The organism is Listeria sp. MAN/IMW/UF555, from assembly GCF_058684075.1.
In genome coordinates this window covers 149,080-175,424 of record NZ_JBZWZS010000001.1, presented here as the reverse complement: position 1 = coordinate 175,424, position 26,345 = coordinate 149,080, and the positions used below count along the sequence as shown (strand labels likewise).

At 37.0% G+C, this 26,345-nt stretch carries 27 protein-coding genes and 1 other annotated feature; all 27 genes read right to left on the bottom strand.

Annotation, left to right across the window (positions count from 1 at the left end; genetic code table 11):
- Positions 1 to 60: 60 nt before the first annotated feature.
- The 27 genes from AC4PG8_RS00820 to AC4PG8_RS00690 all read right to left on the bottom strand — a co-directional run bounded on the left by AC4PG8_RS00820 (position 61) and on the right by AC4PG8_RS00690 (position 26,144).
- Positions 61 to 582, bottom strand: coding sequence for an adenine phosphoribosyltransferase (locus AC4PG8_RS00820; protein WP_003723528.1), 522 nt, complete (start codon positions 580 to 582; stop codon positions 61 to 63).
- Positions 572 to 2,923 carry a single-stranded-DNA-specific exonuclease RecJ gene (gene recJ / locus AC4PG8_RS00815; protein WP_492169931.1) on the bottom strand — a complete coding sequence of 784 codons (2,352 nt, stop codon included), beginning with the start codon at positions 2,921 to 2,923 and terminating at the stop codon, positions 572 to 574. Before recJ ends, AC4PG8_RS00820 begins: the two co-directional genes overlap by 11 nt.
- A 104-nt stretch (positions 2,924 to 3,027) precedes the next feature.
- The gene (locus AC4PG8_RS00810) at positions 3,028 to 3,372 is read right to left on the bottom strand and encodes a LapA family protein (protein ID WP_003771938.1); all 345 of its coding nucleotides are present in this window, start codon (positions 3,370 to 3,372) and stop codon (positions 3,028 to 3,030) included.
- 96 nt (positions 3,373 to 3,468) lie between these two features.
- Entirely contained in the window at positions 3,469 to 5,733 is a 2,265-nt protein-coding gene (gene secDF / locus AC4PG8_RS00805; RefSeq protein WP_003771940.1) for a protein translocase subunit SecDF, read from the bottom strand.
- 109 nt (positions 5,734 to 5,842) lie between these two features.
- The gene (locus AC4PG8_RS00800; RefSeq protein WP_003762397.1) at positions 5,843 to 6,136 is read right to left on the bottom strand and encodes a post-transcriptional regulator; all 294 of its coding nucleotides are present in this window, start codon (positions 6,134 to 6,136) and stop codon (positions 5,843 to 5,845) included.
- A 140-nt stretch (positions 6,137 to 6,276) separates the two neighbouring features.
- Entirely contained in the window at positions 6,277 to 6,606 is a 330-nt protein-coding gene (yajC, locus tag AC4PG8_RS00795) for a preprotein translocase subunit YajC (protein WP_153648100.1), read from the bottom strand.
- Positions 6,607 to 6,639: 33 nt separating this feature from the next.
- Positions 6,640 to 7,779, bottom strand: a complete 1,140-nt coding sequence (gene tgt / locus AC4PG8_RS00790; protein ID WP_003762399.1) for a tRNA guanosine(34) transglycosylase Tgt — start codon at positions 7,777 to 7,779, stop codon at positions 6,640 to 6,642.
- 86 nt (positions 7,780 to 7,865) lie between these two features.
- Positions 7,866 to 8,894, bottom strand: a complete 1,029-nt coding sequence (gene queA, locus AC4PG8_RS00785; protein ID WP_492169930.1) for a tRNA preQ1(34) S-adenosylmethionine ribosyltransferase-isomerase QueA — start codon at positions 8,892 to 8,894, stop codon at positions 7,866 to 7,868.
- A gap of 3 nt (positions 8,895 to 8,897) precedes the next feature.
- Positions 8,898 to 9,905: a Holliday junction branch migration DNA helicase RuvB gene (gene ruvB / locus AC4PG8_RS00780; protein WP_003762401.1), complete on the bottom strand. Its 1,008-nt coding sequence runs from the start codon at positions 9,903 to 9,905 to the stop codon at positions 8,898 to 8,900.
- A 15-nt stretch (positions 9,906 to 9,920) separates the two neighbouring features.
- Positions 9,921 to 10,526 carry a Holliday junction branch migration protein RuvA gene (gene ruvA, locus AC4PG8_RS00775; protein ID WP_003762402.1) on the bottom strand — a complete coding sequence of 202 codons (606 nt, stop codon included), beginning with the start codon at positions 10,524 to 10,526 and terminating at the stop codon, positions 9,921 to 9,923.
- A 124-nt stretch (positions 10,527 to 10,650) separates the two neighbouring features.
- Complete coding sequence (locus AC4PG8_RS00770) at positions 10,651 to 11,586, bottom strand: L-lactate dehydrogenase (protein WP_003762403.1); 936 nt, start codon at positions 11,584 to 11,586, stop codon at positions 10,651 to 10,653.
- A gap of 66 nt (positions 11,587 to 11,652) precedes the next feature.
- On the bottom strand, positions 11,653 to 12,378 hold the full coding sequence (locus tag AC4PG8_RS00765) for a YebC/PmpR family DNA-binding transcriptional regulator (protein WP_003762405.1): 726 nt from the start codon (positions 12,376 to 12,378) through the stop codon (positions 11,653 to 11,655).
- Between the two features lie 112 nt (positions 12,379 to 12,490).
- A complete protein-coding gene (pheA, locus tag AC4PG8_RS00760) occupies positions 12,491 to 13,339 on the bottom strand; it encodes a prephenate dehydratase (RefSeq protein WP_003762407.1) in 849 nt (282 codons plus the stop codon).
- Positions 13,340 to 13,406: 67 nt separating this feature from the next.
- Complete coding sequence (gene obgE / locus AC4PG8_RS00755) at positions 13,407 to 14,696, bottom strand: GTPase ObgE (RefSeq protein ID WP_003767023.1); 1,290 nt, start codon at positions 14,694 to 14,696, stop codon at positions 13,407 to 13,409.
- Positions 14,697 to 14,855: 159 nt separating this feature from the next.
- Entirely contained in the window at positions 14,856 to 16,349 is a 1,494-nt protein-coding gene (gene glpK, locus AC4PG8_RS00750; RefSeq protein ID WP_003771956.1) for a glycerol kinase GlpK, read from the bottom strand.
- Positions 16,350 to 16,423: 74 nt separating this feature from the next.
- A complete protein-coding gene (locus AC4PG8_RS00745; RefSeq protein ID WP_492169929.1) occupies positions 16,424 to 17,242 on the bottom strand; it encodes an MIP/aquaporin family protein in 819 nt (272 codons plus the stop codon).
- Between the two features lie 366 nt (positions 17,243 to 17,608).
- The gene (gene rpmA / locus AC4PG8_RS00740; RefSeq protein ID WP_003726866.1) at positions 17,609 to 17,899 is read right to left on the bottom strand and encodes a 50S ribosomal protein L27; all 291 of its coding nucleotides are present in this window, start codon (positions 17,897 to 17,899) and stop codon (positions 17,609 to 17,611) included.
- Between the two features lie 13 nt (positions 17,900 to 17,912).
- Entirely contained in the window at positions 17,913 to 18,230 is a 318-nt protein-coding gene (locus AC4PG8_RS00735) for a ribosomal-processing cysteine protease Prp (protein ID WP_003762411.1), read from the bottom strand.
- Positions 18,231 to 18,248: 18 nt separating this feature from the next.
- Positions 18,249 to 18,557, bottom strand: a complete 309-nt coding sequence (gene rplU, locus AC4PG8_RS00730; protein ID WP_003719835.1) for a 50S ribosomal protein L21 — start codon at positions 18,555 to 18,557, stop codon at positions 18,249 to 18,251.
- Positions 18,558 to 18,569: 12 nt separating this feature from the next.
- Positions 18,570 to 18,648 (bottom strand) — a sequence feature (ribosomal protein L21 leader region).
- A gap of 65 nt (positions 18,649 to 18,713) precedes the next feature.
- On the bottom strand, positions 18,714 to 20,075 hold the full coding sequence (locus tag AC4PG8_RS00725; protein ID WP_492169928.1) for a ribonuclease E/G: 1,362 nt from the start codon (positions 20,073 to 20,075) through the stop codon (positions 18,714 to 18,716).
- 52 nt (positions 20,076 to 20,127) lie between these two features.
- The gene (minD, locus tag AC4PG8_RS00720; protein WP_003762415.1) at positions 20,128 to 20,928 is read right to left on the bottom strand and encodes a septum site-determining protein MinD; all 801 of its coding nucleotides are present in this window, start codon (positions 20,926 to 20,928) and stop codon (positions 20,128 to 20,130) included.
- Between the two features lie 2 nt (positions 20,929 to 20,930).
- Positions 20,931 to 21,608: a septum site-determining protein MinC gene (gene minC / locus AC4PG8_RS00715; RefSeq protein WP_003762416.1), complete on the bottom strand. Its 678-nt coding sequence runs from the start codon at positions 21,606 to 21,608 to the stop codon at positions 20,931 to 20,933.
- A 178-nt stretch (positions 21,609 to 21,786) separates the two neighbouring features.
- Positions 21,787 to 22,305 carry a rod shape-determining protein MreD gene (mreD, locus tag AC4PG8_RS00710; RefSeq protein ID WP_045554197.1) on the bottom strand — a complete coding sequence of 173 codons (519 nt, stop codon included), beginning with the start codon at positions 22,303 to 22,305 and terminating at the stop codon, positions 21,787 to 21,789.
- Positions 22,306 to 22,307: 2 nt separating this feature from the next.
- Positions 22,308 to 23,195, bottom strand: a complete 888-nt coding sequence (gene mreC / locus AC4PG8_RS00705) for a rod shape-determining protein MreC (RefSeq protein ID WP_003762420.1) — start codon at positions 23,193 to 23,195, stop codon at positions 22,308 to 22,310.
- A gap of 85 nt (positions 23,196 to 23,280) precedes the next feature.
- Complete coding sequence (locus tag AC4PG8_RS00700) at positions 23,281 to 24,294, bottom strand: rod shape-determining protein (RefSeq protein WP_003767044.1); 1,014 nt, start codon at positions 24,292 to 24,294, stop codon at positions 23,281 to 23,283.
- 452 nt (positions 24,295 to 24,746) lie between these two features.
- Positions 24,747 to 25,421: a RadC family protein gene (gene radC / locus AC4PG8_RS00695; RefSeq protein ID WP_003762424.1), complete on the bottom strand. Its 675-nt coding sequence runs from the start codon at positions 25,419 to 25,421 to the stop codon at positions 24,747 to 24,749.
- A gap of 12 nt (positions 25,422 to 25,433) precedes the next feature.
- A complete protein-coding gene (locus AC4PG8_RS00690) occupies positions 25,434 to 26,144 on the bottom strand; it encodes a prepilin peptidase (protein ID WP_033838194.1) in 711 nt (236 codons plus the stop codon).
- Positions 26,145 to 26,345 lie beyond the last annotated feature (201 nt).

The window sequence follows — 26,345 nt, the reverse complement described above, 5'->3', positions numbered from 1 at the left end:
AGTGGTTTAGAGATTTTTATGAAAAAAACTACTCCTAAAATATCAGGAGTAGTTCGTTTTTTATAATTTCATTAGAATTAAACGATCGTAACCATTTAATTTTTTATGTCCTTCTAATTCTTTTAGTTCGATTAGGAAAGCACAACCAGCAACAATACCGCCTAGTTCTTCTACTAGTTTGATTGTAGCTTCAATTGTTCCACCAGTTGCTAGTAAATCATCTGTGATTAAAACGCGTTGACCAGGTTTGATGGCATCACTATGCATGGATAATTTATTTGTTCCATATTCTAAATCATATTCCATTTCAATCGTTTCACGTGGAAGTTTACCTGGTTTACGAACTGGAGCAAAACCTATTCCAAGCGCATAAGCCACAGGACAACCAATAATAAAGCCACGTGCTTCCGGTCCTACAATAATATCGATTTTTAATTCTTTTGCATATTCCACGATTTTATCCGTAGCAAAACGATATGCCTCGCCGTCATTCATAAGTGGCGTAATGTCTTTAAAAACAATACCTTTTTTCGGCCAATCGTTCACAATCGCTACGTAATCTTGTAAATCTTTAATTTCCATTTTCTAGTTCCTCCGCATTCGGGTAAATTGATGTTTCCATCATTGATTTCATCCAACTATGAAGCTCAGTATAATTGGAGTATAACAGTTTTTTTCTAGTAGTTATTTCTTCTATCTTTTGTTGATAAACTATGGATTCGTCCAAATTACGTTTTTCAACAACATGGTTAATAATAATCTGACCACTATCCATTTTAGCAAATTCTAAATCAAAAAACACCTTTGACATGAAATCTATTTGTTCTTTGTTCCAGCCAAACTTTTGTATAAGCCTAGGAGTGTATTTTTCGATTGGAAATGGTTGGAATTTTTTTATTAAGCTATATAGTTCAGCAAATGCTCCCCGATCAGGTATTGCTGGGATTTGATTACCTTCAGAAGCATCAAAATGAACAAAGATTCGCTCTGGTTTTGTTTCGCGTACAATTTCTTCTATTAGCTCTACTTTCGCCGGCATATCAGCAAAAACTAATTCCTCAGTTTGAAAATCTGCTGTAAAACCTTTCGTTTCATCGACCAATATATATTTTTGTTCCGCGAGGGTTGTAACTGTTCTTTCTTCAAAGCAAACAAAAAGTCGCTGCTCATTTCGTTCTTGTAAAATTCTAGACCATTCAGCTTTATTCCGCACATCAAAAAGTTGCCAGTGCGGGATGTGAATATCCATCATTCGAAGTTGTGGCTTTTTAATATTATTCCACTCATTAATAGACAGCTCACCGACAACAACTACTGCTGCATGAGGCGATATTTTCTCCACTAAGTCTCCTACACCAAAACCAATAGCATCTAAAGTTACATCACTATCTTCATTTGCAAGCATCGTTTTTAAATGAGTTTTATCTGCCCCAATTCTTTTAGTACCTTTTAAATTCATCTCTTCTAAAAGGAAAATTGGTTTTGGATTATCCATTCCAAACGGCGCTAATTTTTCTAATTGCGCTATAAAAGAAACAGAAATATCTGCAAGGTTTATTTTTTCTTCTATTTTCAAAGCAGGTCGGAAATCTTCATCGGAAAGGTGACTAGCTTCTTCTTGTAGCTTGTTATCAAGTTCAGCTAAGTTTTCTGCTGGTAAAGTAAGACCCGCAGCCATTGGATGGCCACCGAAAGCTGTCATTAATGAACGATGCTTATCTAACGCTTGATACAAGTGAAAAGCTTCTACACTACGTCCTGATCCTTTTGCTACACCAGTCACTGGATCAATGCCAAGTACGATAGCCGGTCGAGAATAAACGCTAACTAATTTTGAAGCGACAATCCCTAAAATACCAGTATTCCAGCCTTCTCCGGAGACAACAATGATATTTCCAAGCGATTCTTTTGCCTCGATTGCAGCCATCGCTAATTTCGTCACATCTACAACCACTTGTTTCCGTTCTTTATTAGCATCATCAATCTCTTCCGCTAAGAAAAGCGCTTCTTCTGGATCCTCGGTTAAAAGTAAATCCGCGGCAGGATCAGCAGGACCAAGCCGGCCGACAGCATTAAGTCGTGGCGCAAGTCCAAATCCGATTGTTTCTTCTGTAGCTTCTTCTAATTTCAAACTTGCTTTTTTCGCTAAAACAGCAAGTCCTAAGTTAGCATTTTCACGTAATTGGCGTAACCCTAATTGAACTAAAAGTCGGTTTTCATCCGTTAAAGAAACTAAATCCGCTACTGTCCCAACTGCTACTAGATCCAGTAATTCTTTCGGTTCCTCACCAAGAAGGGCATGAGATAATTTATAAGCAACACCGACTCCAGCAAGTTCATCAAATGGATACGCAGATTTAGGATGCTTTGGATGAATTACTGCAATAGCATCTGGCATGACTTCACGCGGTTCATGGTGATCCGTAACAATGACATCTAGCCCGATTTCTTTCGCATGCGTCATCACTTCTAGTGCGGCAATTCCATTATCCACCGTAATGATGAGATCAACACCTTGGTTTTTCGCCATATCAAATGCTGCAACATTTGGTCCATATCCTTCTGTAAAACGATTTGGAATATAAAATTCGGCATTTGCTCCTAAATGTCGTAGTGTCTTCATTAAAACAGCAATACTTGTCACACCATCAGCATCATAATCTCCGTAGACTAAAATCTGCTCATTTAAGTCAATTGCTTGTTTAATTCGAGCAACAGCAAGGTCCATTTCTGCAAGTAAAAATGGGTCGTAACTTTCATATTTCTCTGGGTGGAAAAATTTATCGAATTGTCCTTGCGTTGTAATTTTTCTTTTCCAAAGTAATTTTGCAAGTGGAAGCGAGATTTTTAATTGTTCGGCTAGTTGGCTAGCTTTCTCGTCGCTTGCTTCCTCGATATTCCATAAGTATTTTGAATGAATCACTTTACCCCACCTCTCAACCTTCCTATTATATCTAAAATTGCTAGAAAAACCAAGAGGAATCTTCCAAACAAAAACGCTAACTAAGTAAGTTAGCGTCTTCTTTATTATTTAATTGGCTCTACTGTATTTTCAGTATCGCGTTTTTCTACATTAGATGAATGTGTTTTCATCGATTTTGCAGCTGCTAATTGACGTTCTAGCTCTGTTTTTTCAGCAGTTAATTGCTTTACTCTTTTCTTCATGCCACGTGATTTGGCAATGTTTAAGAAAAAGATAATTAAACAACCAACTAGTACAGAACCTATAATAATTAAAATTAACGGCCACTCAGCTTGAGCAAATAAAAAGTTGACTTCAACTGGGTCTACATTAATAACTGCAAATATCGCAATAATAAGTGCTAGAATAATCCCCACAATCACTTGCCATTGAACTTTGTTTTCTTTCATCCTCTCTCTCCTCCTCGCAACAATTATCTTATTATTTACCCGTTTCAAGTCTATTAAAAACAGCCGAACTTCATTTTATGAAATTCGGCCATTTTTTTAAACTACAGGTTGTCCATTATTACGTGGTTTTTTCTTTTTAACCGTACTAATCGGACCTTTTTTACGTAACTGTCTTGCTTTAAATACGTACCATAATTGCATTGCCATGAAGATGGATGAGAATACACTTGAAACCAATCCAACTAGTAAAGCAATGGAGAAGTTAAGAATCGATTCACTACCAAATAATACAAGTGCAAGTACAGTAAAGATAACTGTTAGAATTGTATTAATGGAACGAGTGAATGTTTGACGTAATGCTTTATTAACAGCATCTGCAATCTCTTCTTTTGTTTTAAAGCGTTGCATCTTCATGCTAATATCTCGTATCCGGTCGGCGGTGACTATCGTATCATTTATGGAATAACCGATAACCGTCAGAACCGCTGCAATAAATGTTAAGTCAACCTCAAGTCTTGTAACACTAAAGAAGATGAAGATAATAAAGGCGTCGAATAGCAGTGAAAGTATCGCTGCAATCCCCATATAGAATTCAAATCGAACAGCGATATATAACACGATTAAGACAGAAGCCACACCAAGGGCCCAGAAGCCATTTTTAGCAAGTTCTTTCCCAACTGTCGGGGAAACTGTACTAATGCTTGGTTCGTGCTTATACTTATCTTCAAAGTAATCTTTAAATTTAGCTACATCATTTTGTGATAAGGTTCCTTTGTAAGACACAACAGCTGTTTTCGATCCTGAGCCTTGGAACACAATATCATTCGATGGCATATCAATCGCATCTAAATCTTTCTTAATTTGCGTCTCAGTCAATGTTTGATTAGCTGTAACTTCTGCTCGAGTCCCGCTGGCAAAGTCAATCCCAAGATTTAATTTAAAGATGGATAGTATAACAATACCAACGATAACTATTGCAGCAAATATAGATAAAAATAGACGATGATGTTTTACAAAGTCATAACGATCAAAGTGCGTTTTTAAGCTAAAGCTGTTAATACCTTCATGTAAGTTATGAATATCTTTTCGTTTAACTGCAAAGAAACCTGGTTTGTTGTTAAGCCAATTGCTTTTCACGAGTAATCCTAGTAAGAATCTTGAACCCCAAACAGCTGTTAGGAAGCTGACTAGAATACTAATGATTAGAACTGTAGCAAACCCTTTGATAGAGCTTGTACCGAAGTAGAAAAGAACTGCAGCAACAATCAGTGTCGTTAAGTTACCATCTAAAATCGCACGGAATGCTTCTTTTCCACCGACTTCAAATGCTGCTTTTGTCGACCTTCCGACCTTGATTTCTTCTTTTATTCGCTCGTATGTTATAACGTTTGCGTCAACAGCCATACCTATACCCAGAATTAAACCTGCAATACCTGGTAAAGTAAGTGTGGCATTGAGTAAGCTTAGTATTAATAGAACTAAATAAGTGTAAGCAACTAATGTAATAGATGCGATAACACCCGGTAGACGGTAAACAGCCATCATGAAAATAAAGATAGCCATAACCCCGATAATACCAGCTAAAATAGTTTCTTGTAATGCATCTTGACCAAACTGTGCGCCAACAGATGTAGAGTAAACTTCAGTCATTTTTACAGGAAGTGCGCCAGAGTTTAACAATTCAGCTAAATCTTTTGCTTCTTCGGTTGTAAAACTTCCGGAAATTTCTACTTTATCTGTATCAAGAACACTACTTACATTTGGTGCAGATAAGTAAGCTGGATTTTTCTTTTCACGTTCTGTTTTGTATTTTTGTCCTTCTTTCCAGTCTAACCAAATAACTAATTGATTGTCAGGTGCTTCTGCTAGAATAGTTTTTGTTACGCTAGCAAATTTATCTGCGCTTTTTAGTTTTAAAGTAACGATGGGATTATTGCTAGAATCGAAAGCTTGTTTGGCGCCACCTGCAACCAAGTCACTACCATTCATCATCATTTTGTCATTTGCATCTCTAAATGATAACTGGGCAGTAGTTGATAACATTTTTCGTGCTTCTGCTTGGTCAGTTACCCCAGCAAGTTGGACACGGATGCGGTTATTTCCTTCGATTTGAATACTTGGTTCCGCAACACCTAATGAATTGACCCGTTTATCAAGTGAAGTAACCGTATCTGTTAATGTTTGCTTAGAAACAGTTCCTTTACCATCAGCTGGAGACACTTCATATAGAACTTCAAATCCCCCTTGAAGATCTAAGCCAAGATTAATATTTTGCATAACCATTTTCGCGGTACCAAATACAGCACCGAAGATAATTGCAACTACTAGAAAGAAAATAACTATCTTACTCTTTTTTACCATTTCTGTTTCGTTCCTCCCTCATCTAAACCATAACAAATCCCAGTCTAACAACTAATACTTAATGATTTTATGTACTTAACTTACTATTTAAGTATTCGTCAGCAGGCTGTTAATCTTCCACATTTGGTTGAAGCGAATTTTCCGCTTGAGCAACATGGTTATTAGATTCTTGTTCAGCTGTTGTCATAATAAACTGCATTAATTGTCCAATTTTCATTTGCATGACATCATTTATTCTTTCATGCAATGCTGGGGCTGGGTTATTCTTCCACTTTTCCTCTGTTAAAAACGCCCAAATGTGACTAGCCTTGATTTCTCGGTAGCCTAGAATATGAAAATCTTCCACTTTGATTAATATCGCTGGTTCTAAATCCTCATACCAAGCCGAAAATGTATCCGTCATCAAGTCATCCCCTTTCTTAAACAATAAGCATATTCCCATTTTATCTAAAAAAAGCTTAAATGGAAAGTATAAGCTCTATTTTTATGTTTAAAAAATGCCACTCCACCGTTTAAAGGGAAATGGCATTTTTATTTCAAGTATTATTTGTTGTCTTCTACAACTTCAGTGTCATCAGAAGTTGTTTCTGCTACAACTGGATTAGAAACTGTATTACCTTTTTCAAGTACAGTTCTGATTGCATTACGGTCAAAAGTTAATTTGCTGTTTCCGCATTTCAAAATGACTGTGCCATCTTCAATTGCTTCAACAATACCGTGAAGTCCACCAATAGTAATAATTTTATCACCTTTTGCTAAACTACTTTGCATATTTTGTACTTCTTTTTGACGTTTTTGTTGAGGTCTGATTAGTAAGAAATAGAACAAAACGATCATCAAGATAATTGGTATAAATGTTACAATACCGCCCATATTTTCCAACTCCTTTCGATACTATATATATATTTAGAAATTTTTTGCATCAGGACGATTAAATCCATATTGCTCAAAAAATTCTTCCCTAAAATCAGCAAGACGATCTTCCATAATAGCGCCACGGACTTGCTTCATTAAGTTTAACAGAAAATGAAGATTATGATAAGTTGTAAGTCTAATTCCAAATGTTTCTTCACAACGAATCAAGTGTCTAATGTATGCACGTGAGTAATTTTTACATGTATAACAATCGCAATTTTCATCGATAGGACGGAAATCATGTGTGAACTTAGCGTTTTTAATAACTAAGCGACCACTAGATGTCATACAAGTACCATTACGTGCAATACGTGTGGGAAGAACACAGTCAAACATGTCCACTCCTCGAATTACGCCATCAATTAATGAGTCAGGCGAACCTACGCCCATTAGATAACGCGGTTTATTAGCTGGTAATAGTGGTGTAGTGTGTTCCAAAACGCGATTCATCACGTCTTTAGGTTCACCGACAGACAATCCACCAATGGAGTATCCAGGGAAGTCTAGAGATACTAAATCTTTAGCACTTTGAGCGCGTAAGTCTTCGTAAGCTCCACCTTGGACGATACCAAATAAACCTTGGTCTTCTGGTCTTTCGTGTGCTTTTAAGCCACGTTCAGCCCAGCGTGATGTTCTTTCTACTGATTTTTTCATATATTCATGAGACGCTGGATACGGCGGACATTCATCAAAGCTCATCATAATGTCCGATCCAAGCGCATTTTGAATTTGGATTGCTTTTTCTGGTGATAAGAAAAGTTTATCTCCGTTTAAATGGTTGCGGAAATGAACGCCCTCTTCTTTAATATCACGCATTTTACTCAAACTAAACACCTGAAAACCGCCTGAATCCGTTAAGATTGGTTGGTCCCAGTTCATAAACTTATGTAGCCCGCCCGCTTCTCGAATTAATTCTTCTCCGGGACGTAACCATAAATGATAGGTGTTACTTAAAATAATACCTGCGCCCATCGCTTTTAATTCTTCGGGCGACATTGTTTTTACCGTTGCAAGTGTTCCAACTGGCATAAACATGGGTGTATCAAATGTGCCGTGTGGTGTATGAATTTTACCAAGACGAGCACCAGTTTGTTTATCTGTTTTTATTAGTTCATAACGAATCGCAGACATGTGTTACCTCTTTCTAATTTACTCTATTCACTAGCATAACGAAAATTACCGATGAAAACAAGCTTTTCTGTTATTTTTTTCGCAAATTAATGAATAAACATTGCATCGCCAAAACTAAAGAAGCGATATTGTTGTTCTACCGCATGGTTATAGGCTGCTAATATTTTAGTGCGATCAGATAAAGCGGATACAAGCATAATCAATGTCGATTTTGGTAAATGGAAATTAGTAATTAACGCATCTACTGCCTGGAATTCATATCCTGGAGAAATGAAAATATCTGTCCAACCTGATTCTGCAATTAGTTTTCCATCATGACGACTCGCAATCGTTTCTAAAGTACGAATGGAAGTTGTTCCGACCGCAACCACTTTTCCGCCAGTTGATTTGATTTTATTAATTCGGTCAGCAGATTCTTCGGTTAAACGATAAAATTCAGAATGCATTTTGTGGTTTTGAGTATCTTCCACGTCTACTGGGCGGAATGTACCAAGGCCAACATGCAGAGTTACAAATATTATTTCTACACCTTTAGCACTAATTTGCGCTAATAACTCTTCCGTGAAATGAAGGCCGGCAGTTGGCGCTGCTGCAGAACCATTTTCTTTCGCGTAAACTGTTTGATAACGATCTTGATCTGCAAGTTGCTCTTTAATGTATGGAGGCAGTGGCATTTCACCAAGTTGCTCCAATACTTCATAAAAAATACCTTCATAAGAAAATTCAAGAATTCGGCCACCGTGCTCAAGTTCTTCTAAACAAGTAGCTTTTAACGCCCCATCCCCAAAGGTAATAGTAGCACCTTTACGAATTCTTTTTGCAGGTTTTACCAAAGTTTCCCAAGCATTGCCTTCTTTTTGTTTTAAAAGTAATACTTCAATATGAGCGCCAGTTTCATCTTTAATTCCATGAAGCCTAGCTGGAAGAACACGCGTATCGTTTAATACTAGTGCATCTCCTTTATTTAAATAACTAATTATATCAGTAAAATGTTGATCTTTTATCTCACCTGATTCTTTATCAAGTACCATTAGTCGGCTTGAAGTCCGGTCAAGTAATGGGGTTTGCGCAATTAATTCTTCTGGTAAATCAAAATCGAAATCTTCTACTTTCATTCTTTATACCTCTTTTTCATAACTTATTCCTAAATGGTTGTATGCTGTTTCCGTCGCGATTCGTCCTCGCGGGGTTCTTTGTAGAAAACCGATTTGTAGTAAATAGGGTTCTTGCATATCTTCAATGGTTTCGCGCTCTTCACCAATGCTTGCTGCGATTGTATCTAAACCAACAGGACCACCTCTAAATGATTGAATAATCGTATGAAGTAGCTTTTGGTCAATCGTATCAAGTCCTCTTGGATCCACTTGAAGTAGTGTCAGTGCCTCTTTTGCCAATTTTTCAGTAACTGTGCCGTTCCCTCTAACTTGCGCAAAGTCACGAACACGCTTCAATAGCCGATTAGCAATCCGCGGGGTTCCCCTTGACCGTCTTGCAATTTCACGTGCACCAAGGTCATCGATTTTCGTATCCAATATCCCAGACGTTCTAAGGACAATTTCGGTTAATTGCTCTTCCGTGTAAAATTCTAAATGGTCAATTACACCAAAGCGGTCTCTAAGTGGTGCCGATAAAAGTCCCGCCCGAGTTGTCGCTCCAATCAGCGTAAATGGCGGCAAATCTAAGCGAACAGAACGCGCGGTAGGTCCTGTTCCAATAACAATATCCAAACAATAATCCTCCATTGCTGGATATAAAATTTCTTCAATTGCTCGCGATAAACGGTGGATTTCATCAATAAATAAAACGTCACCTGGTTCTAAACTTGTCAAAATAGTCGCCAAGTCACCTGGGCGTTCAATCGCAGGTCCACTCGTTGTCTTAATTTCGCTCCCCATTTCAGAAGCAATGACCATCGCAAGGGTTGTTTTACCGAGTCCAGGAGGTCCATATAAAAGCACATGATCCAGCGCTTCATTTCGGAGTGTGGCAGCTTCAATAAAGACAGTTAAGTTATTCTTTACTTTGTCTTGCCCAATATATTGTGAAAGGGTCTGTGGCCGCAAACTAGTTTCAAAAGATACTTCTTCTGCGTCTACCGTTTCACTTGAAATAATTCGTTCATCCATGCCACAAGCTCCTCTCTATTTTGTCATTAATCGCAGTGCTAGCTTGATGTATGCATCGCTTGTTAAGTCGTTTTCTTTTGCCATTTTTGGTATAACTTTTTTTAGTTCTCTCGTACTGTAACCAAGTGCTTCGAGCGCTAAAACAGCTTCCTCTAGTTGCGGTGAAAGCCCCGTAACAATATCGTTTTCTGCAGCTTTATAGACGATTTCACTTGCAACTACATCTGCTAGTTTACCTTTTAAATCAAGGATAATTTGACGTGCTGTTTTTTTACCGACACTTGGAAATTTAGTTAAATAAACATCATCTTCTGATTCGATTGCAGTAATAAGTGGTACTACATCTCCAGAAGCTATAATAGCTAGCGCACTTTTTGGCCCAATACCTGAAACGCTTAATAATTTTTTGAACAGATAACGTTCTTCTGTTGACTGGAAACCAAACAAGGAAATGTTGTCTTCCCGCACATGTTGATACAAAAAGACTTGTGCTTCAGTACCTTCTAATCGTTGAAAGGAAAATGGGTTTCCTGTAATTATTTGATAGCCGATTTGTCCTGTTTCGACAACAATATATTCTGGTGTAATCGTTTTTACTATTCCTTTTATGTAATCGTACAATTTATTCGTCCTCTCTTCATTTCACGTCATACATTATATGATAGCATAAAAAGGAACATCTGTACTAGTTTTTGTTCATAAAAGGAAATCGTTTTTTAGTTTACATAATAATATTATTGACTTCTTATATAGATTTTATATTTTCCTTGATTACAGCAGCTGAATGGTCAAATGCTTGTTGCTCTTGTTCGTTTAATTTTAAGGAAATAATTTCTTTTACACCATTTTGGCTTAAAACTGCTGGAACGCCGATTGCTAAACCAGTTTGACCATATTCGCCATCAAGAACACAAGAAACAGTTAGAGCACGCTGACTACCGCTGAAAATATGGCGGCAAATCTCTACAATAGTTCCAGCAATCCCGTATTCAGTGCAGCCTTTTTGATGATATATTTCAAAGCCAGTATCACGGGCAGTTTCACCAATTAATTTTAAATCAAGGGATTCTCCGAGTTTTTCCATACTATATTCATTTACTGGTTTACCGTATATCGAGGAATGTGACCAGACAGGGAACTGCGAATCACCGTGTTCGCCTAAAATAAATGCATCGATACTTTGAGCAGCAATATCTAATTTCTCTGCTAATAAACGGCGTAATCTTGTTGTATCAAGCCAAACTCCAGTTCCAAGCACCTGCTCTCTTGGTAGTCCAGATAATTTCCAAACTTGATACGTAATGATGTCACAAGGATTTGTGGCAATTAAGAAAATACCTTTAAAGCCGCCTTTCATCATTTCAGGAACAATACTCGCCACTATTCTTGATGTGCTTCTTAGTTCGTCTAAACGTGTTTGCCCTTCTTTTAATGGTCCCGCTGTCACTGTAATTACTGCAATATCGACATCTGCGCAATCACTTGCTTCACGAACTGAAATATCCATCTTACCGGACATAAATGCTGCTGCATCTGCCAAGTCCTTCCGATTTCCTTCCACACGTTCTTTATTTAAATCAACAAGGATTAACTCCTCTACAAATTTTTGGTTAACAAATGCGTGAGCCGCTGCCGACCCTACATTACCTGCCCCAATTATCATAACTTTACGTGGTTTCATTTTTATTTCCTCCTCTTGATTCATATAAAACACCCCATTCAGATTGCACAAAAGGGGTGTTTTGACTTAATTTATCTCAGCGTTTGTATAAACTTCTTGTACATCATCGTCATCTTCTAATGCTTCCATCATTTTATCAAATTGTGTTTGGTTGTTTTCTGCAATTTCGTTGTAGACAGTTGGAAACATCGAAAGTTCTGCTGTAGCAAAAGTATAACCAGCTTGTTGTAAAGCATCTTTGACATCAGAAAATGCTCCGGGTTCAGTGAACACTTCAAAGACGTCATCACTTACCTCTACATCATCTGCTCCAGCTTCAATCGCTTCTAGCATAAACTCCTCTTCATCAACGGTTAAGCCTTCCCTTAGAATAACTAAGTAGCCCTTACGATCAAACATATAGCTGACACTTCCCGTTTCCCCGAGGCTACCACCGTTTTTATTGAAAGCAACACGGACATTCGTACTTGTGCGATTTTTATTATCTGTAAGCGCATGGACAAGCACTGCAATTCCACCTGGCGCATACCCTTCATACGTTACTTCATCATAATTTTCGCCGCTAGTATTTCCAGCAGCTTTATCTATAGCACGTTTGATGTTGTCATTCGGCATATTGACTGCTTTTGCTTTATCCATTACTAATCGAAGTGACGGGTTCAGATTCGGGTCAGGGCCTTTTTTTGCTGCAACGAAAATTTCTCTTGCTAACTTTTGAAATACTTTAGAACGCTTGGAATCTTGCGCATTTTTTCGACCTTGAATATTGTTCCATTTTGAATGTCCTGCCATCTGTTTCACTCCTTCAAGTTTTAGTAAAGCTTTTCTCCTACAAATTTTAACGTAAAAAATAACTATTCGCAAATAAAAAAAGTTACCGCAATAAAATACGATAACTCATTATTTAAGTAGTTTGTAAGCGATGCACATGGTAAGTTCCAAGTTTGTTCGCCTTACCTCCTAAAAGCCTAATTTCATCAAGAGCATTCGTTACAAGTGTTTCTTTACCTTCTGAAAGCACATCTATTAAGAAAAAATATTCTCCTAATGACGTTTTAAGTGGTCTCGACTCAATTTTACTTAAGTCAATGTCACGCCAAGCAAATGTAGACAATACTTTATGTAACGCTCCCGGCATATTGTTAGGTAAAATGACCGAAATCGAAGTTTTTTCTTCTTCTTTTGGTAATAAAATGGAAACTGGCTTACGACTTAAAACAAAAAATCTCGTTTGGTTCAATTCTAAATCTTGGGCATTTTCTTGAACGATTTCTAGTCCATATTCACTGGCTGCCATCCGAGGAGCAATTGCTGCTACAAGTTCAGTTGGATTATTGCTAACCCATTTTGCCGCATAAGCTGTCGAAGGTGTTACTTCACGCTCTACCCCGTAAAGTTCTGCCTGAAGGAACGTATGACACTGGGCAAGAGCCTGCGGATGCGACATTACTTTTTGCACGGATTTCCAAGTTGCTTTATGAGCTGGATGAACCATTAAATGTTGCGCAATCGGTAAAACAATTTCCGCCACAACAGGGACACTTGAAAAATGAAATAAATAGTCTAGCGTAATATTGACGCTTCCTTCAATAGTATTTTCAATTGGGACAACCGCCACGTCCACATCTTCTTTTTCGATTGCCATAATGCAATCAGGAATAGTGCTTTTAGCAACCATCTCTTCTTTTGGAAAAGCTTTCGCTGCTGCTGCATGAGTAAAAGATGCTGCTGGGCCTAAATAAGCAATTTTCATTTTCAACTCTCCTTTTTATTGTAGCTAGGAAAAAAGCGTGCGCCAATTGATTGGCGCAGCACTTTTTTTAATCCATAAATTCAAATTCATAATCAAGTAAGCGAACAATGTCTCCGTCTTTAGCTCCACGTTTTCTAAGTGCTTCATCAACACCCATTGCACGAAGTTGACGCGCAAAACGGCTAATAGAAGCATCCCGTTCGAAGTTAGTCATAGTGAATAAGCGTTCAATTTTGGCACCGCTAAGTACGAATGTACCATCTGGCTCTCTTGTAATTTCAAAGTCAGGTTCTTCAGCAACATACTTGTAAAGAACTGTATCTTCATCTTCTTGTTCCAGAATTTCATTGAGTGGGAATTCTGGGGTTGTTTCTAATTTATCTGCAATTGCAAGAAGTAATTCACGTAGACCCGTTTTTGTTACTGCGGAAATCGGGAATACCGGAATATCTTCAGCGATTTTAGTTTTAAACTCTTTTAGATTTTCTTCCGCGTCCGGCATATCCATTTTGTTCGCTACGATGATTTGTGGACGTTCCATTAAGCGTAAGTTATATTGTTCTAGTTCATTATTGATTGCCATATAATCTTCATAAGGTACGCGACCTTCTGAACCAGACATATCAATTACATGTACGATAACTCGAGTTCTTTCGATATGGCGTAGGAATTGATGTCCTAGACCAACACCTTGGCTAGCCCCTTCAATTAGACCTGGTAAATCAGCCATAACAAAACTACGTCCATCTCCCGCATCAACCATTCCTAAATTAGGAACAATCGTCGTGAAATGGTAAGCAGCGATTTTTGGTCTTGCTGCAGATACAACAGATAATAAGGTAGATTTACCAACACTTGGGAAACCAACTAAACCAACATCTGCTAATACTTTAAGTTCTAATTGTACATTTCGTTCTTGCCCTGGCTCCCCGTTTTCAGAGAGTTCTGGAGCTGGATTTGCTGGTGTTGCAAAACGTTTGTTACCACGTCCGCCACGTCCGGCTTTTGCAATAACTGCACGCTGACCATGTGCCACTAAATCAGCAATAATCTCTCCAGTATCAATATCTTTCACAATCGTTCCTTGTGGTACTTTGACAACTAAATCTTCTGCACCGCGTCCATGCATACTTTTACTCATGCCATGCTCGCCGTGTTCTGCTTTAAAGATTCGTTTAAAGCGAAAATCTACTAGTGTGCGCAAACCTTCATCTACTACGAATACAACGTCTGCTCCTTTACCGCCGTCACCGCCAGCAGGACCACCGTTTGGTACAAATTTTTCGCGACGGAATGCTACCATACCGTCCCCACCATTACCAGCTTTTACATATATTTTAACCTGATCTACAAACATAATTTTTATATTCTCCCGTTCCTTAAAAGTCTTATCTTTCATTATAACGAACAAACTATACATCTGTCACTATATTTATTTCTATTTCCAGATATTTATTTGTTTTACATCACAAAAATGCGCCAAATGCTTTTACACATTTGGCGCATCTTTTAACAATTATTTGAAAGCTTGTGCAGCTTTGACTGCTTTATGCCAACCTTCATATAAATCTTCTCTTTGATCGTCTTTCATTTCTACTTCAAAACGTTTGTCTAGTTTCCAATGTTTTTTAATTTCGTTTTTATCTTTCCAAACGCCTACTGCAAGTCCTGCTAAGAAAGCTGCTCCAAGAACAGTTGTTTCTTTGTTTTCTGGACGTTCTACAGGAACACCTAGAATATCGGATTGGAATTGCATTAAGAAGTTATTAGCAGAAGCCCCGCCATCCACACGTAACGTTTTTAAGCTAATACCAGAATCTTGTTCCATTGCATACAGTACATCACGAGTTTGATAAGCAAGAGATTCCAATGTCGCACGGATAAATTGTTCTTTTTCAGTACCGCGAGTTAATCCAAAGACAGCACCACGAACGTCGGAATCCCAGTAAGGTGCGCCTAAACCAACGAATGCTGGTACAACATATACACCATCACTAGATTCAATCCGGCTCGCATAGTTTTCAGAATCACTTGATTGACGAACCATACGTAAGCCATCACGTAACCACTGAATAGCAGAACCAGCAACGAAAATACTACCTTCAAGCGCATATTCCACTTTACCATCAAGTCCCCATGCAAGTGTAGTTAATAGTCCATTTTCAGAACGTACTGCTTTTTCGCCTGTGTTCATTAGTAAGAAACAACCAGTTCCGTAAGTGTTTTTCGCCATACCTTTTTCAAAACAACCTTGACCAAATAATGCGGCTTGTTGGTCACCGGCAATACCTGCAACAGGAACTTCTTCACCAAAGAAGTGATAAGGCACTGTGTCCGCGTATACTTCAGAGGAAGGACGAACTTCAGGTAACATTGCTCTTGGGATATTAAGCATTTTTAGAAGCTCATCATCCCATTCTAAATCATAAATATTATAAAGAAGTGTCCGGGAAGCATTGGAATAATCGGTAATATGAGCACGACCACCAGTTAATTTCCAAACTAACCAAGTATCAATTGTACCGAAAAGAAGTTCTCCTTTTTCAGCACGTTCTTGTGCGCCATCTACATGATCAAGAATCCAGCGAGCTTTTGTACCTGCAAAGTATGGATCAATCAAAAGACCAGTTTTTGATCTAATCGTATCTTCGTAACCATCTTTACGAAGTTGTTTACAAATATCTTCAGTTTGACGAGATTGCCAAACAATCGCATTATAAATTGGATTTCCGCTTTCTTTATCCCAAATAACAGTAGTTTCACGTTGGTTTGTAATACCAATCCCAGCAATTTCTTTAGAAGAAATATTTGTTTTGAGTAATACGCCTGCAATTACTGCTAAAATCGAAGCCCAGATTTCATTGGCACTATGTTCAACCCAACCTGGCTTAGGAAAAATTTGATCAAATTCTTCTTGCGCAACGCCAATTACTTCTCCTTCTTCGTCAATAATCATCGCTCTTGAACTTGTTGTTCCTTGATCCAGTGCTAAAATATATTTCTTTTCCATGTAAAATTCCTCCTCTAGTTTTAAGTACAACGAAAGCCCAGAGACTTTCGTTTAGAGCTAGTTATTATTCTAGCTTATGCTAAATCTTTTTTCTTGTCGAGCTGCATTGTTAAAATAAGAATTAAAACAAATAATACTGCGAACACCCAGAACCACATTCCTAGTTCGCCATTAATAATTGCATTATACCCTAAAGCACCTAATGCACCACCCATAATTGGTCCAATAACCGGAATCCATGAGTAACCCCAATCAGATCCACCTTTGCCAGAAATCGGCCAAACAAAATGCGCAATTCTTGGTCCAAGGTCACGTGCTGGGTTGATTGCATAACCAGTAGTTCCACCAAGAGACATCCCGATAGCTACGATTAATGCGCCAACAACAAGTGGATTTAATCCATCTGAAAAGGAATTTGCACCTAGTGATAGTAATCCAAACACTAACATAAAAGTACCTAATGCTTCACCAAAAAAGTTAGATGTAAAATGGCGAATAGCTGGCGCCGTTGCAAAAACACCTAGTTTTGTTGGTTTATCTTCTGTTTTCTTCCAGTGCGGGTAGTAATGTAACCATACGAGTGTTGCCCCAATGAATGCTCCGATAAACTGAGCAACAATATACGGCAATACATAGTTCCACGGGAAAGCACCTGCAAGCGCCATACCGATTGTTACAGCCGGGTTAAGATGGGCCATACTCATATATCCTGAAACATATACACCCATTGTAACACCTAGCCCCCAAGCTAAAGTAACAACGACCCAGCCGCCATTCTCTGCCTTGGATTTCTTCAGTGAAACACCCGCTACGACACCAGCACCTAAAATAATTAGGATGGCAGTACCAATTACTTCACCTAGAAATTGTGTTGCTAAACTTGTGTCAATCATCTTTTCCAACTCCTTCTTCTTGCTTATTTGTAGCACCGGAATTTTAACACTTACTAGTCCCCTTACATTCCGATTATCAATTAACTTCAAAAAAAGAATGACAATCAAAACGTAGGCACACTAGTACCCTTGCATCGTTTCGATTGTCATCTCTTCTCCTGACATGTTAATTAACTTGAGTCTATTTAATCACATCAAGAAAACGCTGTCAATCAAACGACTTGTCCTATTTTTCACAATGTCTCTTCATCTGCCTCTTTACTTTTACCCCAATTTAGGAGAGTTATAACCCTTTTTAAAAGGAATTAATTCACAAAGAAGAAAACACAAAAAAACCGCCACAAGTGACGGTTTTTAATTTTGTATTTAAGCTTCTTGTACTTCAGGATAAACGCTAACTTTTTTCTTGTCGCGTCCCATACGTTCGAAACGTACAACGCCGTCAGTTTTAGCGAATAGAGTATCATCGCCGCCACGACCAACGTTAGTTCCTGGATAGATTTTAGTACCACGTTGACGGTAAAGGATAGATCCACCAGTAACAAATTGTCCGTCCGCACGTTTTGCACCTAAACGTTTTGATTCAGAGTCACGTCCGTTAGAAGTCGAACCGCCACCCTTTTTGTGCGCAAAATGTTGAATATCAAATTTTAACATGAAATTCCACCTCCTATTTGGAGTTAATTTTTATATGATCAGGATAGCTGTACGCTAATGACCTTAGTTGATTTTCCATCCCTGTAAGCAAGATTTGTACCACATCATCTCCAACAAAATCAGCAGGCACAGAATAGTAAAGGTAACCCTCCGACTCTTCAAACACAGGCTCAAAGTCACGTACTTCTGAAATAGCATTAACCATCCCAAAGGCAATTGACGAAGCTCCTGCACAAACCAAATCACTGCCATGTTCGGCAAAATCGGCATGTCCACTCATTGTAAAAGAAACTATTTGGTTGTTTTCTCGCATAACATCGACTTGAATCATTTTTTTCGTCCTTTCAAATTAAGCATTGATTGCATCAATAGTTAATTTTGTGTAAGGTTGACGATGACCTTGTTTTTTGTGGTAGTTCTTTTTCGGTTTATATTTATAAACTGTCAATTTCTTCGCACGGCCTTGTTTTTCAACTTTAGCTGTTACAGTTGCTCCGTCCACGAATGGAACGCCAACTTTAGCGGAATCTCCGCCTACGAATAGAACTTTGTCAAAAGTAACAACATCACCAACTTCACCTGCTAATTTCTCAACATAGATTTCTTGGCCTGCTTCTACTTTGATTTGTTTCCCACCTGTTTCAATAATTGCGTACATACTTGCACCTCCTCATATACTAAGACTCGCCATTACAGGGGACTTACACAAGGTAAATACTTAACCCAGCTCTGTGCGGTTGTAGCTTGGTGCGCTACAAACATAACAGTAAAATGATAGCATAGAGAAGCTGTCTATGTCAATCACTTGTTAATTTTAATTTTCAACACGAGCAATTTGATAAAAAGGAACTCGTTCGTCTGCCACTTCCCAATCAATTGGAGCATTATTAAAGGTATTCAAATCTAAGAACGCATCTAACACATCCTCTGTGGTGATGACTTGGATGCTACTTGGATCTCCCATCATAATCCCACTTAATTCTCTTTCTAGTTGAAAAGCAAGTGTATCTTTTGAAGCAACGTGTCCTGTCCCGTAACAAACCGGGCATGGAATTGTTGTCACCTCTAAAAAGGATTGTTGTTTCTTTCGTCTCGTTAGTTGCAAGAGCCCTGACTGCGATAAAGCGGCCACTTGTGTCGTAATGTATTCTTCACGACTTTCTTTCTCTATCGCCTCACGCAGCTCTCCTTGCCCCTCCTCTGACATACCACCAATAAAATCAACAAGAATCATTCCACTCATATTCCGAAGACGAATTTGCCTAAAAATCTCGGGAACCGCTTTTATATTAACAGCTTCTACCGTTTTTTCTTTAGCACTTGTACCTTTAAAACGACTAGAATTCACGTCCACTACCCACATAGCTTCTGTTTTTTCAATAAAAAGAGAAGAACCATTTGAAAGATGAACGACGGGTCTGCTAAGACGATCCATCTGTTGCTTAATACCTAAATCAGCAAATAAGTCCGCACTTTTCTTTAAACTAACTTCTTTATCAGTAAAATTAGCTTCCACTATCTTCGCAAATTCAAAATCATCAGTAATAATTTCTATTGGCATATAGCGCTGGATAAATTGCTTCGTACTCAAGAAAACGCCTGAAGCAGCAGATAAAAGTAAGCCAGGTTTCTTTCTTGTTTCGGCTTCTTTAATTAATGTTTGATATTTTTCTCTTGCTTGGTTTAATGCTAATTCTAATTGCTCTTTCGTTGCAGTTTCTGCGCTAGAGCGAATAATTATTGCTTCATTCTCTTCTAAAAGCGACTCCATTACTATTTTCAGAGGTTCTTTATCCTGAATTCTTTTGGAAATGGAGATATATTCTTTTCCGTGCAAATAAATCAGCAAATCTCCTGAAAATTCAAGAACAGCTGATAAAAGTGGAAGTTTTGTAGCACTGCCTTCTCGAACAATTTGAACAGGTATTTTTGCGCCTTGTGTTTTTTCATAGCTAGCTGGAATATCTTTTAAATGTATAAAACCTTTATTTTGATTACCTAAATCAACAAAAGCTGCGTCCATTTTTCGGTCTATTTTTTGAATAAAGCCATAAAAAATGTCACCTACTTGAATTTTGTTAGATGGGCGAATAATTTCAACATCAATTAGCACGTCGTCTTCTAGTACTGCTACACGTTTTTCTATGTTAGCTGCATTTATTACTAGTTTTTTCATCCAATCACCTTTTATAAAGACCCTTCATCCAAAAGATAAAGGGTCTAATTTTTTATTTTCCGCCAAAAAGTTGTTTTAAGCGCGTGAAAAATCCTGGTTTTTTCGCTTCAATCGACATTAATGGAATAGATTCACCAAGAATGCGTCGTGCAATATTGCGGTATCCTTGAGAGGCGCGATTATTCGGTAACATCGCAACCGGATCTCCGCTATTAGATGAACGAATAACTTCATCATCATCAATAATTATACCAAGTAATTCAATAGATAAATGCGTAGTGATTTCATCGATGTCCATCACATCCCCATTTACCATCATTTGTGTACGAATACGATTGATAATAAGTTTTGGTGGCTCAATATCTTCTTTTTCAAGCAAGCCAATAATTCTATCCGCATCACGGACAGCTGAAATCTCTGGAGTAGTCACAACAATTGCTTTATCAGCCCCAGCAACCGCATTTTTATATCCTGTTTCAATTCCTGCTGGGCAATCAATTAGAATATAATCGTAATCAGGACGTAGTTGATTAATTAGCTCTATCATTTGTTCTCCCGAAACAGCATTTTTATCCGTAGTTTGTGCTGCTGGAAGTAAGAAAAGTAAATCATCAAAACGCTTATCTTTAATCATAGCTTGATGAATTTTGCAGCGTCCTTCAACAACATCTACTAAATCATAAATAATCCGATTTTCAAGGCCTAGAACAACATCTAAATTACGAAGACCGATATCCATATCAATCAAGCACACTTTCTTACCTTGAAGAGCAAGTGCAGTTCCTAAGTTAGCAGTTGAAGTAGTTTTTCCTACTCCACCTTTCCCAGAAGTAATGACTATAGCTTCTCCCATGTTTAACGCCCTCCTTGAAAATTAGAAATTTCCGGTCTAATTTTTCTTATCTTATGTATTTCATCAATTACTATTTCACCCGCGTCATTTACAAACGCAGAAAATAAATCTGTATCTGCAACTTCTTTATAATCTTCACTATCAAATCCATACACTTTGCCAGCTATTCTAACTTGTGATGGATAAAGAAATTTCCCAGCAACAACAGCATTTTCATCGCCTTCAAAACCAGCATGAATGATTCCCTTAATATTACCAAGAACAAATACATTTCCATTAGAACGAATTTGTCCACCAGGATTCACATCGCCAATTAACAAGAAATCTCCAGGAACTTGAACAACTTGTCCAGAACGAATAATCGTTGCCATGGAAAAAATTTGGTCATTTTCCTTCCATTTTTTAGCGTCATCTTTAGACATAACATTACTATAAAATGCGCTAATCTTCATTTGACTATTGTTATGAATAATAGTTGAAATTTCGCGTTCTTCTTCCTCTGAAAATAGTCGATTCCCAATTTGAACTTGTACCTCTAATTTTTCACCAGAGTATGGGTTTTGCTTTTGATCTGCTAGTAATTGCGATAATTCTTGTTGCAGCTCCGATATACTTGCCTTATCACTAAGAAAAATACTGATGCCACTTTTTGTGCCTTTAATTTGAACATTCTTCTTCATATACCATTTCACCCCGCAACATTTATACTCTAGCCTTTAGTATACACTAACTCAAATTAAATGATAATAAAAAAATACTTTTTCTGAAAAAAACAGCTTGAAATCGCAAACTGTGGATATACTCCACAGTCATACTTTTACAAGTAATAGCGAATTCAAACTGATAAAATTACTATAGTTATTCTGATTTAACCAAACGATCAAGGAATAATCGGAATGGGAAAAAGATAACTAAAAAGAATGCTAGATTAAACAAAATCGTTGTCCAAAGACGCTGATCAATAAATACCGGAATGGTCATTGTGGTCGAACCAATTAAATAATAAAAAGCATATACCAGACTCTCAGTAAGGATAACATTAAATACAGTGATTAATCCTACCAAGAAGATATTATTCTGTAAAACTTTCATAAATTTATCGGTAATGTAAACCGTAAACGGAAAGATTGCAAAATAAATCCCCATGACACCTGTATAATAAATATCAAACAATAACCCTAATATAAAAGCATATACTAAAGTAGTATTACGTTTATAAAAACAAGTCATTATTGTTAGCATTACAAGTAAAAAGTGTGGAATAAAGAGATGCTTATCATTGAAAAGACCATTACCAAACTGGAGGCTAATGACACCTTCTAAAATAAATGTTCCGACCATAATTGCAGGAAGCGCAATATTTTTCTTTACATTCATGGTTACCTGCCTCCAGTCGTGTCCGAACTGGATGTATCATCTGCCGTTGTTCCTGCTTCAGCTGAACGCTTTAGAACAGTAACATGATTTAGATCATACATATCAGCACCCGGCTTAATAAACGCAGTCTGAGATAATCCCATCTTATCAGTTTCTACTTTTTCAATAGTACCAATAAAAATACCTGCCGGGAATTTCCCTCCGAGTCCAGAAGTAACAACTTTTTGTCCTTTTTTAAACTTCATATCATAAGGTAATTGTTTTAATTCAAGCAACTTCGTATCACTGTCATATCCATTAATAATTCCAAATGCATTTTCGTCTCCCTGTACTTTAGCAGAAACACGATTTTTAACATCCGATGAAGTTAACAATTCAACCGTAGCTGATTTTGCACCTGTTGTTGTCACCCTACCAATAAGACCACTCGGCGTAGTTACTGCCATATCTGGTTTTACTCCATCGCTTGAGCCTTTGTCAATCTCAACTTGATCATTCCAATTAGTAGGATTTCTAGAAATAACAGAGGCGTTCAGTGGATCATAGTCCCGGATACTATCAGTAATATCTAGACTTTCTTTTAAATCTTTATTTTCTTTTTTTAAGTCTGCAACTTCACTTTCAAGTTGTGCCAATTCTTCTAAACGTTCTTTCAGATGTTGATTTTCAGTATATGTGTTTTTTAAGTCTGCAACTCCACCAAACACACCTGAGACAAATGAAGTAGGCTTAGCTACAATATTCTCGCCAAATCCAACAACATCTTTCACAAATTGTTCTGGCCACGAAGCATTTTCACGATCGCGTAAAGAAAAACCAACTAACGCGACAAGAACAATAATGGATATTAACAAGATAATCAAACGTTTATTAAGAAAAAATTGTGGCATAACGACACCTCATCTCGTTAGTACTCTTTTTTCATTTTTTTGCAGCGAATTCATCTTGTTATATGACATAAATGAGTGTGTCCATTTAGTTCATTTTTTTGCGTTTATACATGTCCATGTTTTCTAGCGCTTTACCAGTACCAATGGCAACACAATCAAGTGGTTCTTCAGCAATAATTACAGGCATTTTTGTTTCTTCGGAAATAACTGTATCTAAATTGCGAAGAAGTGCGCCCCCACCTGTTAATACAATTCCTTTATCCATAATATCAGCAGATAATTCTGGTGGCGTATTTTCAAGTGTTCCTTTTACAGCATCAATAATTGCTGCAACGGTATCAGAAAGTGCTTCACTGATTTCTTCCGGAGTAACTTCAATTGTTTTTGGAAGACCAGTTACTAAATCACGACCACGAATACTAAATGGAGATAAGTCCAATCCTTTTGGACTAGCTGAACCGATTTCCATTTTGATTGCTTCTGCAGTACGATCACCGATTAATAAATTATATTTTTTGCGGATATAATTAATAATAACTTCATCTAAATCGTCGCCAGCAGTTCTTACAGAGCGGCTTGTTACGATGCCACCTAGAGAAATTACAGCGACTTCTGTTGTACCACCACCAATATCAACTACCATGCTACCAGTTGGTTCCCCTACAGGAAGACCAGCACCAATAGCTGCAGCGAAAGGTTCTTCAATAGTGAAGGCATCTTTAGCCCCTGCTTGACGAGTTGCATCAATCACAGCGCGTTTTTCAACACCAGTAATGCCTGATGGTACACATATCATTACACGTGGTTTGCTAGCATTAACACTTTTACCAGCTTTTTGTATGTAATATTTCATCATTGCTGCTGTTGTATCATAATCAGCAATAACGCCATCTTTCATTGGTCGAATAGCAACAATATTTCCTGGTGTTCTACCAATCATATTTTTTGCATCGCTACCAACTGCAACTATTTCTTGTGTGTCTTTTTTCATTGCCACAACGGAAGGCTCACGAAGGACAATACCTTTTCCCTTCATATAGACAAGTGTGTTCGCTGTTCCTAAGTCAATTCCAATATCTTTATTACCAAATCCAAACATCTGTATTCTCCTTTTCCTTCGTAATATTCTACAGGATACATTAAGTTTCCTTATTCGTCCATTAAATTAATGTTACCTTATCCCTTTATGTCAATGTTTCTGTATAGACACATAAACAACCATCTTATTATAACATAAGTAAGAGTATCAGACATTAATTTTTCATGAGAAGGAAAAAATTTTAACTTTTCTTTAAAAATATGTTTTTTGCATTTTTAATTTTATCGAAATTAAACTTTTTAAAGTAATTATTTTTATTTTGAAAATTCCATAATACAAAGAAAAACTGGAATAATAAACATCCCCACAACTATAGAAAAAACAATAATATTATCTTTATATACTTTCCATCGTTTTAGCATAATAAGTCACCTTCTGCTTTTTAATTGATACTCACTTTAACACAAGGAAATAAATGCTGTCTGTAGATAATTTGTGAACACTTTTTTGGTTTAAAAGTAGCCTTTTTCTTTTAAACTAATGTATTTGTTTTTCCCAATAATAATGTGGTCTAAAAGCGTTATTCCAACAATATTTCCAGCCTCCGCTAAACGTTTAGTCACAAGTAAATCTTCGCTTGAAGGCGCGGGATCACCAGACGGATGGTTATGAAAACACATTATAGAAGCTGATGATTTTCTTAATGCCAGTCTAAAAACTTCTCTAGGATGAACAATGGAAGCATTCAAACCACCGACAAAGATTGTTTGCCTATAAATCACTTGATTCTTGGTGTTTAAAAAAATACAGTGGAAATGTTCTTGAAAAAGGAAAGCTAACTCAGGCATTACTAGTTTCACTGCATCTTCCGGACATCTAATGACAATTTCTTTTTGTTCCGTAACTAAACTGATGCGTTTCCCAAGTTCGACTGCTGCCATAATTTTTGAGGCTTTAGCAATTCCAATTCCATTCACTAATTGAAATTCTTCAATAGACGCGTACTGCATTTCAGCTATATGTTTAAATTTCATCATAATTCGATTAGCAATTGTTAAAACTGATTCCGTTTTCGTTCCAGTTTCAATAATTAATGCCACTAACTCCGAAGTCGAAAGCGCCTCTATCCCATAATTTTGTAATTTTTCTCGTGGCTTCTCATTTTCCGAGATTTCATTTACTAGCATAAATCCCAACCCTCATTTCATTAAAATACTAACTATGATAAATGATATAAAAATGTAAGGTACAAAAGGCACTTGTTTATTTTTCTCCACTTTTTTTAAAACTAAAGCACTTAAAAGGATGATTGCACCTAGAACAATGGAGAGAAAAAAGATAATATATCCCATTTCAAAACCTAAAAAAGAACTTAAAATAATAAGTATTTTAATGTCGCCTAATCCAATGCCTTTTCGAAATAAAATAAAAAATAGTAAGTAGAAACAATTACTTATAAGACTAGAGTAGATTAAAGATACAGCTGGTTGTTGAAAGGAAATATAACATGTCAACAATACTAAAAAGAATAGAATCATTACAGAATTAGGAACATGCAAATATAAAATATCTGTCACGAAGAAAAAGGCGAGAAAATAATAAATAATACAGCCTATAACAAAACGATAAGAAAAAGAAAATTGATAATGTAGAAGAAGGATGTAAATTGGTGTCGTTAATTCTAATAAAAAGTAGTTAAGCGGAATAGGAGTTTGACAGCATTTAGATTTCCCTTTTAAAAATAGGAAGGAATAAATTGGTATCATTTGAGAGAACGATAACGTTTTTTGACAATGATTACATTCTGAAAAACGAAATAGAAATGATTTTTTTATTGGAAAGCATTCCCCTGCGACTTGAATAAAAGAAATAAAAATAGAACTATAGATTATTAGTAAAAAGTAAACCATCCGCCACCTCCTAGTTGTTACAAACAGAATAGCAAAGAAGATTTATTTTTGCACATTGGTAAAATGATGTTTTCACTGGGTAGACTAACTAAAAAACACCTATTTTCCCTTAGTAGAAAATAGGTGTTTTTATTTACTTTTAGCATATGAAAATACTATTTTAGCAGTTTGCGCTTTTTTATTTTTCTAAGTATACTCACT